The sequence below is a fragment of the Mesorhizobium sp. M6A.T.Cr.TU.016.01.1.1 genome (assembly GCF_003952585.1).
GTDB lineage: Bacteria > Pseudomonadota > Alphaproteobacteria > Rhizobiales > Rhizobiaceae > Mesorhizobium > Mesorhizobium mediterraneum.
The window spans coordinates 4,748,399-4,760,706 of the sequence record NZ_CP034452.1 but is presented as its reverse complement, the minus strand read 5'-3'; the positions used below and the strand labels follow the sequence as shown (position 1 = coordinate 4,760,706).

The window sequence follows — 12,308 nt, the reverse complement described above, 5'->3', positions numbered from 1 at the left end:
TCACCCTTTAGGATCAGGACCTTCAATGCGCTCCTGATTCCAAACCCGCCACCGCCCTATCCACCACGGACGGAGGGATGCCAAAACGTGACTGCTCTCTCGAAAAGAGCGACCACGCCATAAAAGACCGAACCCGCAAGTGCTGCAACTGCGATTTCGGCCCAGACCATGTCGATGTTCATCCGTCCGACCTCGGTCGAAATCCGGAATCCCATGCCGACCACCGGTGTGCCGAAGAACTCCGCGACGATGGCGCCGATCAACGCCAGCGTCGAATTGATCTTCAGTGCGTTGAAGATGAAGGGGGCTGCCGCCGGCAACCGCAGCTTGAACAGCGTCTGCCAATAGCTCGACGCATAGGTGCGCATCAGGTCGCGCTCCATATGGCCGGAGGCGGCAAGGCCGGCGACCGTATTCACCAGCATCGGGAAGAAGGTCATGATGATGACGACGGCGGCCTTCGACTGCCAGTCGAAGCCGAACCACATGACCATGATCGGCGCCACGCCGATGATCGGCAACGCCGACACCATGTTCCCGATCGGCAGCAAACCGCGGCGCAGGAACGGCACGCGGTCGGCCGCGATGGCGGCGAGGAAGCCGGCACCGCTGCCGACGACATAGCCGAAGATCACCGCCTTGAAGATGGTCTGCCGCACGTCGGCGGCCAGAACCGGCAGCGAATTGGCGATGCGCACGCCGATGGCGCTTGGCGGCGGCAGCAGGATGAAGGGGACGCCCGCGCCGCGCGTCACCGCCTCCCAGATGATCAGGATCCAGGCGCCGAAGATCGCCGGGATGATCAGCCTCAAAGCGGTCGCCGCCCAGCGCGAGGTCGGGCGAAGCGCGGACAGGACCGTGACGCAGCGCCAAGCCAACAGCCATGCGGCGGCAAGCAGCAGATAGAAGGATGCGCCGGCGGTGCCTTCATTGCCGGCTATGCCCGCGAGCAGCAGCCACGCCGCGCCATGCGCGCCAAGGAAAAGCAATACCACCCCAATCACCGGTGGAAAGTTGTCGGCAGCAATTGCAAGGAGCAGCAAGAAGAAAATCAAAGCCACGGTCGCCGTACCGTAACCGGGCGTGGCATCGACAAGTGGCCAAAGAAGCAGCGCGCCGGCAAGAAGTACGAGCGCGGCAACCCCTTGCCAGGAACGAGGCGTGATCGACGAAAGGAGGGAGTTCATGCCGGTCTCCCGCCCATGGCGCGATCGACGATGCGCCCGGCAATGCCGACGACCATCACCAGCAGGGCTGCCACCACCGAGCCGGCAACCAGCGCCGACCAGATGTCGATGGTCTGGCTGTAATAAGCACCGGCGAGCAGCTTGGCACCGATGCCGGCGACGGCGCCGGTCGGCAGTTCGCCGACGATGGCGCCGACCAGACTGGCGGCGACCGCCACCTTCATCGAGGTGAACAGGAACGGCACCGACGCCGGCACACGCAATTTCCAGAAGGTCTGCGAAGGGCTGGCATTGTAGGTATGCATCAGATCGAGATGGGTGAGCTCGGGCGAGCGCAGGCCCTTCACCATGCCGACGGCCACCGGGAAGAACGACAGATAGGTCGAGATCAGCGCCTTCGGGATCAGGCCGGTGACGCCGATCGCCGCCAGCACGACGATGATCATCGGCGCCACCGCCAGGATCGGAATCGTCTGCGAAGCGATGATCCACGGCATCAGGCTGCGGTCGAGCGTCGCCACATGCACGATGCCGACGGCGATGACGATGCCGAGCGCGGTGCCGAACGCGAAGCCGAGCAACGTCGAGGACAGCGTCACCCAGGCATTGTAGACAAGGCTGCGGTTGCTGGTGATCTTGCGCAGAAACGTGTTCTCGAAGAAATTCACCGCCACCTGATGCGGCGCCGGCAGTGTCGGCTTCGGCTGCGACATCGTCTTGCCGATAAATTCCACAACATCAGGCGTCTCGCCGGCGCGGCGGTCGAGATCGCGCTGGAACGGCGCGTTGAGGATGACGGCGAACACATACCAGACGACCACCACGCCCGCGAGGATCGAGGTCACCGGGATGAGCTTGTCGCGAAAGGAGTCCATCTAGCGACGCTCGCACGATGAATGCGCTCCTCTCCCCGACGGGAGAGAGTGGTCATGCCCGTTCTTCGTCATCCTAGGGCGAAGCAAGGAGCGAAGCGACGCGGCGCAGACCCTAGGATCCATGCCGTTACCTCCCCGCCCCGCAACGGTGCGGAATAGTGGTCCCGACCCAAAGAAAGGGCCCGCTGCCGTGCCTTGCCTGGCGGACATTCTCGACCGCTTAGGCCCTTCGGCCAACGTCACGGCATGGATCCTAGGGTCTGCGCACGCCGCTTCGCGGCTGCTCCGCCCTAGGATGACGAACGCGTGGTTAGCCGCTCCCTCGTGAGGCGAATGCGAAAGCCCGTTCCCCACCGCCTCAATCATCATAGCTGTGCCCTGCTCTGAGCCCATCACGCACGCGCGCGGCGATCGCCAGGAATTCCGGCGTCTCGCGGATGTCGAGCGGCCGCTTCTTCGGCAGCGTCGATTCGATGACGTCGCTGACGCGGCCCGGACGCGGCGACATGACGATGATGCGCGTCGAGAGGTAGACCGCCTCGGGAATGGAATGGGTGACGAAGCAGATGGTCTTGTTGGTCCGTTCCCACAGTTCCAGCAGTTGTTCGTTGAGATGGTCGCGCACGATCTCGTCCAGCGCGCCGAACGGCTCGTCCATCAACAAAAGATCGGCATCGAAGGCCAGCGCCCGCGCGATCGAGGCGCGCTGCTGCATGCCGCCGGAAAGCTGCCAGGGGTATTTCTGCTCGAAGCCGGACAGGTTGACGAGATCGAGCGTGCGCTTGATCCGCGCCGCCTGCTCTGCCTTTGACAGGCCCATGATCTCCAGCGGCAGCGCCACATTGCGCGAGATCGTGCGCCACGGATAAAGTGCGGCCGCCTGGAAGACATAGCCATAGGCGCGGCTCTCACGCGCCTGCTCGGGCGTCATGCCGTTGACGGAGATGGCTCCCGAGGTCGGCTTCTCCAGATCGGCGATGACCCGCAGCAAGGTCGTCTTGCCGCAGCCGGATGGCCCGATGAAGGACACGAATTCACCCTTGCCGATGGTCAGGTCGACATTCGACAATGCCTGCACCGGACCGTCACTGGTTTGGAAGGTCAGGCCGAGCTTGCTTGCCGAAACGACGGCTGGCGATGCTCCCGTCATAGGCCGCAGCCTGCCTTTTCGCACCGCTGCCGCGCCGGTCGGAATCCGGTTGATCTTTCCTCGATGTTGCTTTCCACTCGCCCCGTCCTGTCCGGCTGAGAGTTCCCACTCGATCGAGAGTCGCCCCGATGTCGCCCAAACCCACTTGTCATCTTATCCGCCCTGAAAGCTCTTATGAAGGCAAGCAGGGACTGAGTTATTTCACCGGCATCGCCGCCGAGACCGTCGGTTCCTCCGGTATCTGCATGCACCTGCTCACCATGCCCCCCGGTGCCCGCGCCAAGGCGCACATGCATGAAAGCCATGAGACGGCGATCTATGTGCTCTCCGGCGAGGTCCATACCTGGTATGGCGACCGGCTCGAACAGCAGATCGTGGTCAAGTCCGGTGACCTCTTCTACATTCCTGCCGGAGTGCCGCATCTGCCGGCCAATCTGAGCGCCAGCCCGGCCTCGGCGGTCATCGCCCGCACCGATCCCAACGAACAGGAAAGCGTCGTCCTGCTGCCGCAACTGGATAGGCAGGTCGCCTGAGGCCGACGCTGAGGCAGCGGCCATCATCGGCAACGGGAGACTTCCCCCATGACCAGGCCGTCCTCGTCGGCAATCACCAGCCTCTTGGCGTTCTTCAGGCTGCGCCTGATGGTGAACTGGATTGGCGACTGACCTTCCTCGCCTTCCGCGTCGCACAGTGATTTCACCACCAGCGAACCGTCGGCCTGTGCCTGCTTTTCGGTGAAAGTGCAGGCGCTGGCCACGGTGATGAATTCCTTGTCGGTCAGGAGCAGCATGTCCTCGGCATAGACCTGCTGACCGTTCTTGTTGATACAGCCTGACTTGTTGCCATAGGGCTTGGAAAGGTCGATCGCGGCGGCCGAAGCCTGGCCGGCGGCCAGCAGGGCCGCGGCTGCTATGGCGACATGAACAGCGTGCATGTTCAGACCCCGGTCGCCGGAATACCTGTGCGTTCCACTTTGCGCGGCGCAGAAATCTCCTTCCAGGTCGACAGCGCCCGGTTGACCGCTGCATTCGGCTCGCGGCCGACGAACTCGCCATGGCCGGGCTTCGCCTTGACCTCAGCCTCCTGGATCGACAGTTCGCCGCGCGAGAAGACAAAGCGCGGCAGGCCGGTGACCTCAAAACCTTCGAAGACGTTGTAGTCGATCACCGATTGCTGTTTCTTGGAGGTGATCGTCTTCTTTCGCTTCGGGTCCCAGACCACGATGTCGGCGTCCGCGCCTTCGACGATGGCGCCCTTCTTCGGATACATGTTGAGGATCTTGGCGATGTTGGTCGAGGTCACCGCGACGAATTCGTTCATCGTCAGCCGGCCGGTGTTGACGCCCGCCGTCCACAGCACTGGCAAACGGTCCTCGAGCCCGCCGGTGCCGTTCGGGATTTTGGTGAAATCGCCGACGCCGTTGCGCTTTTGGCTGGTGGTGAAGGCGCAATGGTCGGTCGCCACCACTTGCAGCGATCCGGCCTGCAGGCCGGCCCACAGCGAATCCTGATGCAATTTGTTGCGGAAGGGCGGGCTCATCACCCGGCGCGCCGCATGGTCCCAGTCCTTGTCGAAATATTCGCTCTCATCGAGCGTCAGATGCTGGATCAATGGCTCGCCAAACACGCGCATGCCTTTCTGTCGCGCTCTGCGAATGGCTTCATGGGCCTGCTCGCAGGAGACGTGGACGACATAGAGCGGCACGCCGGCCATGTCGGCGATCATGATGGCGCGGTTGGTCGCCTCGCCTTCCACTTCCGGCGGGCGCGAATAGGCGTGCCCTTCGGGGCCGTTATTGCCCGCGGCCAGCAGCTTCTGCGACAGGGCGGCAACCACGTCGCCATTCTCGGCATGGACCAGCGGCAGCGCGCCAAGATCGGCGCAACGCTGGAACGACGAATACATCTCGTCGTCGTCGACCATCAGCGCCCCCTTGTAGGCCATGAAGTGCTTGAACGAGGTTATGCCCTTGTCGACGACGGTGGCCATCTCGTCGAACACCTGCTTGCCCCACCAGGTGATCGCCATGTGGAAGGAATAGTCGCAGGATGCTTTCGAGGTCTTGTTGTCCCACATCTGCAAGGCCTCGAGCAGAGACTGCTGCGGCGCCGGCAGGCAGAAATCGACAACCATGGTGGTGCCGCCGGCAAGCGCGGCGCGCGTGCCGCTCTCGAAATCATCGGCCGAGTATGTGCCCATGAACGGCATTTCGAGATGGGTATGCGGGTCGATGCCGCCCGGCATCACATAGCAGCCGGTGGCGTCGAACTCGTGGTCGCCATGCAGATCCGGGCCGATGGCGATGATCTTGCCGTGCTTGAACAGCACGTCGGCCTTCCAGCTGCGGTCGGCGGTCACGATGGTGCCGTTCTTGATGACTTTGGACATTTTCTTGTTCCCTTGTTCTCTTCGCGCTTCTGGCGAGCGGCGTTCGGAATCTTGGTTTCTAGCTCACTCCACGATGACAGCCGTCTCCACCACCGCATGGAACAAAACATCGGCGCCGGCCGCCGCCCATTCCTTGGAGATCTCTTCGGCCTCGTTGTGCGACAGGCCATCGACGCACGGGCACATCACCATTGCCGTCGGCGCGACGCGGTTGATCCAGCAGGCGTCGTGGCCGGCCCCGGAGACGATGTTGCGATGCGTATAACCCAAGCGCTCTGCCGCTTCCCGCACAGCCTTGACGCAGCCCGCATCGAAGGTGACCGGATCGAAATGGCCGACCTGATCGATCACGTATTTGATGTCGAGCGCTTCGCAGATCGTGTCGATCCCCTCACGGATGCGCCCGTCCATCGCGTCCAGCACTTCCTTTTCCGGCGAGCGGATGTCGATGGTGAATACGGTGCGTCCGGCGATGATGTTGCGCGAGTTCGGATAGACCTCCATATGGCCGACCGCGCCGACGGCGTCGGGCTGGTAGTCCATGGCGATCTCGTGAACCAGCTCGATCACCCGCGCCATGCCGAGCCCGGCGTTGCGGCGCTTGGGCATCGGCGTCGAGCCGGTATGCGCCTCCTTGCCGGTCAGCGTCACCTGCAGCCATTTCAGCCCCTGGCCATGGGTGACGACGCCGATATCGATGCCCTCGTCCTCGAGGATCGGCCCTTGCTCGATATGCAGCTCGAAGAAGGCGTGTATCTTGCGGTCACCGACTTTCTCGGCGCCCTTCCAGCCGATGCGTTCGAGCTCCTCGCCAAACTTCTTGCCGTCCTTGTCGACATGCGAATAGACATCGGCCTGGTCGAGGACGCCGGCAAAAACGCCGGATGCCATCATGGCCGGCGCAAAGCGCGCACCTTCCTCGTTCGTCCAGTTGGTGACGACGATCGGATGTTTGGTCTTGATGCCGAGCTCGTTGAGCGAGCGCACGATCTCCAGCCCGCCAAGCACGCCGAGCACGCCGTCATACTTGCCGCCGGTCGGCTGAGTATCGAGATGGCTACCGACATAGACAGGCGGCAGATCAGGGTCGGTGCCTTCGCGGCGGGCAAACATCGTGCCCATCTCGTCGAGGCCCATTTCGAGCCCCGCCGCTTCGCACCAGCGCTTGAACAGATGCCGCCCTTCGCCGTCCTCATCGGTCAATGTCTGGCGATTGTTGCCGCCGGCAATGCCGGGGCCGATCTTCGCCATCTCCATTATCGAATCCCACAAACGGTCTGAATTGATTCGCAGATTCTCGCCGGGTGCGGCCATTCAAATTCCTCTCATCTATTGCGCGGCGTCCCCCTCCCCCTCGAGGGGAGGGTGGCCGCGAAGCGGTCGGGTGGGGTCGCCGAACATGCGCGCGACTTTCTCCTTGACCGCCTGCGCCACATGCCAAGCGCTGTTTATGACATCGGGCTCATCGACGCGAAAGATATCGAACCCGAGCGATCGCAGATAGGCGTCACGGACAGCATCGTGCCGTTTGCCCAGTTCCTGCTCGTGCAGATCACCATCCACTTCCACGACCAGCTTTACCGCGAGGCAGGCAAAGTCAACGATATAGGGCCCAATCGGACACTGGCGGCGGAACTTGATGCCGGCCGATTTCAGCTCGCGCAGTTCATACCACAGCAGGGATTCGCCCTTGGTCGCATGAACTCGAAGCGCGCGCGCCTTTTGACGCATTTCGAAGCTCACGCGGGTACGGGGCATCAGAAACAATCTCGCAGCAAGAGATCAGGTCGGCGCGCGTCGCCACCGACCCCACCCGACCGCTTCGCGGCCACCCTCCCCTCAAGGGGGAGGGAAAGCTGCGCCCAGTTTCTCAATCCACTGCCCTCAGCACTTCACGCACATGGTCGATCAATTCATTGATCTGGCCCTTGGTGATGATCAGCGGCGGTGACAGCGCGATGATGTCGCCGGTGGTGCGGATCAGGGCGCCGCGCTCAAACGCCTTGACGAAAGCCGAGAAGGCACGCTTGGTCGGACTGCCGGGGATGGGCGCCAGCTCGATCGCGCCGATCAGGCCGATGTTTCTGATGTCGATGACGTTCGGCTCGCCCTTCAGCGAATGCAGCGCGTCTTCCCAATACGGCGCCAGTTCCTCGCCGCGGGTCAGCAGCCCCTCTTCCTTGTAGGTGTCGAGCGTGCCGAGCGCAGCCGCACAGGCGATCGGGTTGCCCGAATAGGTATAGCCGTGGAAGAACTCGATCATATGCTCGGGACCGGTCATGAAGGCGTCGTGGATTTCCTTCTTCACGAACACCGCGCCCATCGGGATGACGCCGTTGGAGACGCCCTTGGCGGTGGTCATGATATCGGGCGTGACGCCGAAATAGTCAGCGGCGAATGGCGTGCCAAGGCGGCCGAAGCCGGTGATGACCTCGTCGAAGATCAAAAGGATGCCGTGCTTGGTGCAGATCTCGCGCAGCTTCTGCAAATAGCCCTTCGGCGGCAGGATGACGCCAGTGGAACCGGCCACCGGCTCGACGATGACGGCCGCGATGGTCGAGGCATCATGCAACGCGACGATGCGCTCCAACTCGTTGGCCAATTCCGCGCCATGCTCGGGCACGCCCTTGGTGAACGAATTCTTCTCCGGCAGATGCGTGTGCGGCATGTGGTCGACGCCGCCGAGCAGCGTGCCGAACATCTTGCGATTGGTGACGATGCCGCCGACCGAGATGCCGCCGAAATTGACGCCATGATAGCCGCGCTCGCGGCCGATCAGGCGGGTGCGCGAGCCCTCGCCTTTGGCGCGGTGATAGGAGATCGCCATCTTCAGCGCGGTCTCGACCGATTCGGATCCGGAATTGGTGAAGAACACATGGTCCATGCCCTTCGGCGCGATGTCGACCAAGCGGTTCGCCAGCTCGAAGACGATCGGATGGCCCATCTGGAAGGCCGGCGCATAGTCGAGTTCGGCGGCCTGTTGCTGGATCGCCTCGGTGATCTTCGGCCGGCAGTGGCCGGCGTTGACACACCACAGGCCGGCGGTGCCGTCGAGAACCTTGCGCCCGTCGCTCGTCGTGTAATGCATGTCCTTGGCGGACACCATCATGCGAGGCGCCTGTTTGAACTGCCGGTTTGCCGTGAACGGCATCCAGAATGCGCTGAGATCGTTCGGCGTGACTTTCAGCCGGTTGGACATGACCAAGACTTCCCCTTGTAACCTGTTTCGGTGCGGCTAACGCTTGGTCTTTCCGACACTTGGTCTCTGCTGCGTTTTCGTGCTACGCAAATTTTGACCGATTGGACAAACGTTAGCACCGCCCTGTCGGCGGTCAAGGGATTACTAGCGGAAATGCGGCAGTTGAAGCGCGCTCCACAGGCCGGGGAAAAACTGGTCCAGAGAATTGGTCCAGATCGCCCTCCAACCCAAGGTCTGCCGGGGTGACGGCCGATATGGAAGTCCCCGCCCCTCGCCGCACCCGCATCCAGCAGGAAAAGCGCGAGCTCATCCTGGAGGCGGCGCTCGAGGTCTTCTCAACCCACGGCTTTCGCGGCTCGACCATCGACCAGATCGCGGAAGCCGCCGGCATGTCGAAGCCTAACCTGCTCTATTATTTCCGCCGCAAGGAGGACATCCACGAGACGCTGATGCAGCGGCTTCTGGATACCTGGCTCGCGCCGCTGCGCGAGCTCGACGATATCGGCGACCCGCTGACCGAATTGCGCAGCTATATCAGGCGCAAGCTCGAAATGGCGCGCGATTTCCCTAGGGAAAGCCGGCTGTTCGCCAACGAGATCTTGCAGGGCGCGCCGCGCATCATGCCGATGCTGGAGGGCGAGCTGAAGACGCTGGTCGACGAGAAGGCCGCCGTCATCAAAGGCTGGATGCGCGCCGGCAAGATCGCCCGCACCGACCCCTGGCACCTGATCTTCTCGATCTGGGCGACAACGCAGCATTATGCCGATTTCGACGTTCAGGTCCGTGCCGTGCTCGGCCCCAACCGCGGCGGCGACGGCCGCTTCGAGGATGCGGCAAGGTTTCTGGAACAGCTGTTCATCGACGGGCTGAAGCCGAAAACCTAACTCTCGTTTCGTCATCCTGGGATCTGCGCTGCATCGCTTCGCGGCTGCTACGCCCTGCGATGACGAAGCTTACGGGGCTGCGGCCAACCATCGGCTGATTGCGTCGGGGAATCCATCGACGCCATTATAGCAGTATGGATGCCAGGATAATGTTTGAACTGTTTGAGGCGTGTCGGATGCCCCATCTTCCATCCAGAGCAACAATGTGGAGGCTCAAGCATGGAACTGAACGACAAGACAATCCTCATCACCGGATCGACCGACGGCGTCGGCCGCGTGGTTGCGCAAAGGCTCGGCGCCGGCGGCGCGCGTGTCCTGGTGCATGGCCGCGATGCGACACGAGGCAAGGCGACGGTCGCCGAGATCGAAACCGCCGGCGGCAAGGCCGAGCTTCTCGTCGCCGACCTTTCGTCGCTCGCCGAAATCCGCCGTCTCGCCGAGGCTGTCCGCGCCCGCACGGATCGGCTCGATATCCTCATCAACAACGCCGGCATCGGCACCGCCGGCACCAAACGACAGGTCAGCGCCGACGGCTACGAACTGCGCTTTGCCGTCAACTACCTCGCCGGCTTCCTGCTCACATCGCAGCTTCTGCCGCTGCTCAAGGCGAGCGCGCCGGCGCGCATCGTCAACGTCGCCTCGGCCGGCCAGCAGGCGATCGATTTCGACGATGTCATGCTGACCCGCAGCTACGATGGCGTCCGTGCCTACTGCCAGAGCAAGCTGGCGCAGATCATGTTCACCATCGATCTGGCGCAGGAGCTGAAGGGCAGCAATGTGACCGTCAACAGCCTCCATCCGGCAAGCTACATGAATACGACCATGGTCCGGCAAGCCGGCGTCACGCCGTGGAACTCGGTCGAGACCGGCGCTGACGCCATCCTTAACCTTGCGATATCGCCTGACCTGGAAGGGCGGAGCGGCCTGTATTTCGACGGTCTGAGGGAAGCCCGCGCCAACGCGCAGGCCTATGATGCAAAGGCAAGACAGCATTTGCGGACATTGAGCCTCGACCTGGTCGAGCGTCAGCCGGCCACCTTAACATCGAAGGGATAACGTTCACGAGCGAGAAACCCTCACATGCCGTGATCGTCGGCGGCTCTTCCGCTTCGGCCTCGCGGCGCGGAAACTGGCATGTCGCCACAGACCGTGGCGGCTGCCGCCGCGAGGCGGCCGTCCGAACCGTCAAAGCGGCTGCGCCACCAGCGCCAGGAACCCTCCAGTCAACGCCACATTGCCGACAAAGCCGTTGATGCGGGACGCCCGCTCGGGCCCCTGATGATCCCAGAAATTGTGGAACATCGGCGTGGCGACAATCAGGAACAGCACCAGGCACAAGGCGGCGGCAGCGGTCCAGACACCTGATATCACCAGCGCTCCGGAGACGACCTGCAGGACGATGCCCAGCCACAGCATCAGCCGCGCCTGCGGCACGCCGCGTGTCGTCATCAGCTGGGTCAGGAAGGTAGCGTTCTGGATGTTGCGCAGACCGGCAAAGACAAAGGCGCCGCCAAGCAGCAGGCGGGCGGCAAACAGAATTTCATTCTCAAAATTTGCCATCATGTTCTTGATCCTCAAACAAAAATGGCACGCGGCGCCCAGGCCGCGCGCCGGTTCGACCGCTCAGGCAGCTTTCGCCGCCGGCATCGGATGAATGGCCTGGAACGGGATGCAAAGCCGGTTCCAGGCGTTGATCATGCCAAGCGCGACAGACAGCTTGACCAATTCCTCTTCCGAGAAATGCTCGAGCGTGCGCGCATAGAGTTCGTCCGAGACACCGTTATCGGCGATCTTCGTCACCGCTTCGGTCCAGGCGAAGGCAGCGCGTTCTCGTTCGGAAAACAGCGGCGATTCCTTCCAGGCGGAGACGAGATAAAGCCGCTGCTCGGTCTCGCCGTCATGGCGCGCCTCGCGGCTGTGCATCTCGACGCAATACGAACAGCCATTGATCTGCGATGCCCGCAGCTTGATCAGATGCAACAGGCTTTCCTCGAGCCCGCATTCGTCGACCGCCTTGTTGAGCGCCGATACCGCTTTCATGATTTCCGGCGCAGCGCCGAAGAATTGCAGCCTCTGTTTCATCGTCTTTGCCTTTCACGCTTGCTTGGTTGAACTCTGCGGTCGCTGATGGCGCTCGACAAAGGCGCAGTTCGCGGCGACTGAACGGGGATCGGCATCGCTCACATATTCCGCCACGATTTCGGACAGCCGGGCCTCGGCAAGAGCGGCGCGATAGGCGCGCTCGGCCTTCATCATCGCGACGCTGATGCCGCACGGCTTCACATAGGCGGAAGCGTCGAGCCTGGCCGGGCCGCGCTGCCGGATTTCGCCGCAACGAAAGGCCGGTTCGCGTCCTTCCACGGCGAGCACGATGTCGAGCAGCGTTATGCGCTCCGCCGGCCGCGCCAGCCGGTAACCGCCCGATGGCCCGGGCACCGATTCCAGAATGCGCGACGCCGTCAGCGCATTGAGATGCTTGAGGAGATAGCTCGGCGACAGGCCGAACGCTTCGGCCATGGCAGCACCCGGCATGGTCGCCGCGCCTTCCACGCCGGCAAGCATCGCGGCGCAATGGATGGCCGCTTCGACACCCTCACCCAGCTTCATTGTACCGATCTCCTATTC

The 12,308-nt window shown here is 62.8% G+C and carries 14 protein-coding genes; 3 read left to right on the top strand and 11 right to left on the bottom strand.

The features are described 5' to 3' along the window. Positions 1-56: 56 nt before the first annotated feature. The 3 genes from EJ075_RS23015 to EJ075_RS23000 form a co-directional block, all read right to left on the bottom strand. Entirely contained in the window at positions 57-1,187 is a 1,131-nt protein-coding gene (locus EJ075_RS23015) for an ABC transporter permease (RefSeq protein ID WP_126105859.1), read from the bottom strand. Beyond that, the gene (locus tag EJ075_RS23010; protein ID WP_126105858.1) at positions 1,184-2,062 is read right to left on the bottom strand and encodes an ABC transporter permease; all 879 of its coding nucleotides are present in this window, start codon (positions 2,060-2,062) and stop codon (positions 1,184-1,186) included. Before EJ075_RS23010 ends, EJ075_RS23015 begins: the two co-directional genes overlap by 4 nt. A gap of 358 nt (positions 2,063-2,420) precedes the next feature. Then, entirely contained in the window at positions 2,421-3,212 is a 792-nt protein-coding gene (locus tag EJ075_RS23000) for an ABC transporter ATP-binding protein (protein WP_126105857.1), read from the bottom strand. 128 nt (positions 3,213-3,340) lie between these two features. Between EJ075_RS23000 and EJ075_RS22995 the strand changes: the two genes are divergently transcribed. Beyond that, a complete protein-coding gene (locus EJ075_RS22995) occupies positions 3,341-3,745 on the top strand; it encodes a cupin domain-containing protein (protein ID WP_126105856.1) in 405 nt (134 codons plus the stop codon). Between the two features lie 23 nt (positions 3,746-3,768). Here EJ075_RS22995 and EJ075_RS22990 read toward each other — a convergent pair whose 3' ends face one another. The 5 genes from EJ075_RS22990 to EJ075_RS22970 form a co-directional block, all read right to left on the bottom strand. Next, positions 3,769-4,146, bottom strand: coding sequence for a hypothetical protein (locus tag EJ075_RS22990; protein WP_126105855.1), 378 nt, complete (start codon positions 4,144-4,146; stop codon positions 3,769-3,771). Between the two features lie 2 nt (positions 4,147-4,148). Next, complete coding sequence (gene hydA / locus EJ075_RS22985; protein ID WP_095482893.1) at positions 4,149-5,600, bottom strand: dihydropyrimidinase; 1,452 nt, start codon at positions 5,598-5,600, stop codon at positions 4,149-4,151. 63 nt (positions 5,601-5,663) lie between these two features. Next, positions 5,664-6,914: a Zn-dependent hydrolase gene (locus tag EJ075_RS22980; RefSeq protein ID WP_126105854.1), complete on the bottom strand. Its 1,251-nt coding sequence runs from the start codon at positions 6,912-6,914 to the stop codon at positions 5,664-5,666. A 15-nt stretch (positions 6,915-6,929) separates the two neighbouring features. Continuing rightward, positions 6,930-7,358 carry an endonuclease domain-containing protein gene (locus EJ075_RS22975; protein WP_126105853.1) on the bottom strand — a complete coding sequence of 143 codons (429 nt, stop codon included), beginning with the start codon at positions 7,356-7,358 and terminating at the stop codon, positions 6,930-6,932. A 112-nt stretch (positions 7,359-7,470) separates the two neighbouring features. Next, positions 7,471-8,799: an aspartate aminotransferase family protein gene (locus EJ075_RS22970; RefSeq protein WP_126105852.1), complete on the bottom strand. Its 1,329-nt coding sequence runs from the start codon at positions 8,797-8,799 to the stop codon at positions 7,471-7,473. A 254-nt stretch (positions 8,800-9,053) separates the two neighbouring features. On the opposite strand from EJ075_RS22970, the gene EJ075_RS22965 reads away from it, so the two are divergent. Both EJ075_RS22965 and EJ075_RS22960 read left to right on the top strand, forming a co-directional pair. After that, the gene (locus EJ075_RS22965) at positions 9,054-9,683 is read left to right on the top strand and encodes a TetR family transcriptional regulator C-terminal domain-containing protein (RefSeq protein ID WP_126105851.1); all 630 of its coding nucleotides are present in this window, start codon (positions 9,054-9,056) and stop codon (positions 9,681-9,683) included. A 219-nt stretch (positions 9,684-9,902) separates the two neighbouring features. Then, positions 9,903-10,739: an SDR family oxidoreductase gene (locus EJ075_RS22960; protein WP_095482897.1), complete on the top strand. Its 837-nt coding sequence runs from the start codon at positions 9,903-9,905 to the stop codon at positions 10,737-10,739. 129 nt (positions 10,740-10,868) lie between these two features. On the opposite strand, the gene EJ075_RS22955 is transcribed toward EJ075_RS22960, so the two are convergent. From EJ075_RS22955 to EJ075_RS22945, 3 genes are read right to left on the bottom strand one after another with little or no spacing between them, the layout of a single operon-like run. Next, a complete protein-coding gene (locus tag EJ075_RS22955; RefSeq protein ID WP_095482946.1) occupies positions 10,869-11,246 on the bottom strand; it encodes a DoxX family protein in 378 nt (125 codons plus the stop codon). Between the two features lie 60 nt (positions 11,247-11,306). Beyond that, positions 11,307-11,765: a carboxymuconolactone decarboxylase family protein gene (locus EJ075_RS22950; RefSeq protein ID WP_095482898.1), complete on the bottom strand. Its 459-nt coding sequence runs from the start codon at positions 11,763-11,765 to the stop codon at positions 11,307-11,309. A gap of 12 nt (positions 11,766-11,777) precedes the next feature. Beyond that, positions 11,778-12,290: an Rrf2 family transcriptional regulator gene (locus EJ075_RS22945; RefSeq protein WP_126105850.1), complete on the bottom strand. Its 513-nt coding sequence runs from the start codon at positions 12,288-12,290 to the stop codon at positions 11,778-11,780. Between the last annotated feature and the right edge of the window lie 18 nt (positions 12,291-12,308).

Excerpts from the sequence above, each read along its gene's own strand:
- EJ075_RS23015 (WP_126105859.1), bottom strand. The coding sequence starts at position 1,187 with ATGAACTCCCTCCTTTCGTCGATCACGCCTCGTTCCTGGCAAGGGGTT.
- EJ075_RS23010 (WP_126105858.1), bottom strand. The coding sequence starts at position 2,062 with ATGGACTCCTTTCGCGACAAGCTCATCCCGGTGACCTCGATCCTCGCG.
- EJ075_RS23000 (WP_126105857.1), bottom strand. The coding sequence starts at position 3,212 with ATGACGGGAGCATCGCCAGCCGTCGTTTCGGCAAGCAAGCTCGGCCTG.
- EJ075_RS22995 (WP_126105856.1), top strand. The coding sequence starts at position 3,341 with ATGTCGCCCAAACCCACTTGTCATCTTATCCGCCCTGAAAGCTCTTAT.
- EJ075_RS22990 (WP_126105855.1), bottom strand. The coding sequence starts at position 4,146 with ATGCACGCTGTTCATGTCGCCATAGCAGCCGCGGCCCTGCTGGCCGCC.
- hydA (WP_095482893.1), bottom strand. The coding sequence starts at position 5,600 with ATGTCCAAAGTCATCAAGAACGGCACCATCGTGACCGCCGACCGCAGC.
- EJ075_RS22980 (WP_126105854.1), bottom strand. The coding sequence starts at position 6,914 with ATGGCCGCACCCGGCGAGAATCTGCGAATCAATTCAGACCGTTTGTGG.
- EJ075_RS22975 (WP_126105853.1), bottom strand. The coding sequence starts at position 7,358 with ATGCCCCGTACCCGCGTGAGCTTCGAAATGCGTCAAAAGGCGCGCGCG.
- EJ075_RS22970 (WP_126105852.1), bottom strand. The coding sequence starts at position 8,799 with ATGTCCAACCGGCTGAAAGTCACGCCGAACGATCTCAGCGCATTCTGG.
- EJ075_RS22965 (WP_126105851.1), top strand. The coding sequence starts at position 9,054 with ATGGAAGTCCCCGCCCCTCGCCGCACCCGCATCCAGCAGGAAAAGCGC.
- EJ075_RS22960 (WP_095482897.1), top strand. The coding sequence starts at position 9,903 with ATGGAACTGAACGACAAGACAATCCTCATCACCGGATCGACCGACGGC.
- EJ075_RS22955 (WP_095482946.1), bottom strand. The coding sequence starts at position 11,246 with ATGATGGCAAATTTTGAGAATGAAATTCTGTTTGCCGCCCGCCTGCTG.
- EJ075_RS22950 (WP_095482898.1), bottom strand. The coding sequence starts at position 11,765 with ATGAAACAGAGGCTGCAATTCTTCGGCGCTGCGCCGGAAATCATGAAA.
- EJ075_RS22945 (WP_126105850.1), bottom strand. The coding sequence starts at position 12,290 with ATGAAGCTGGGTGAGGGTGTCGAAGCGGCCATCCATTGCGCCGCGATG.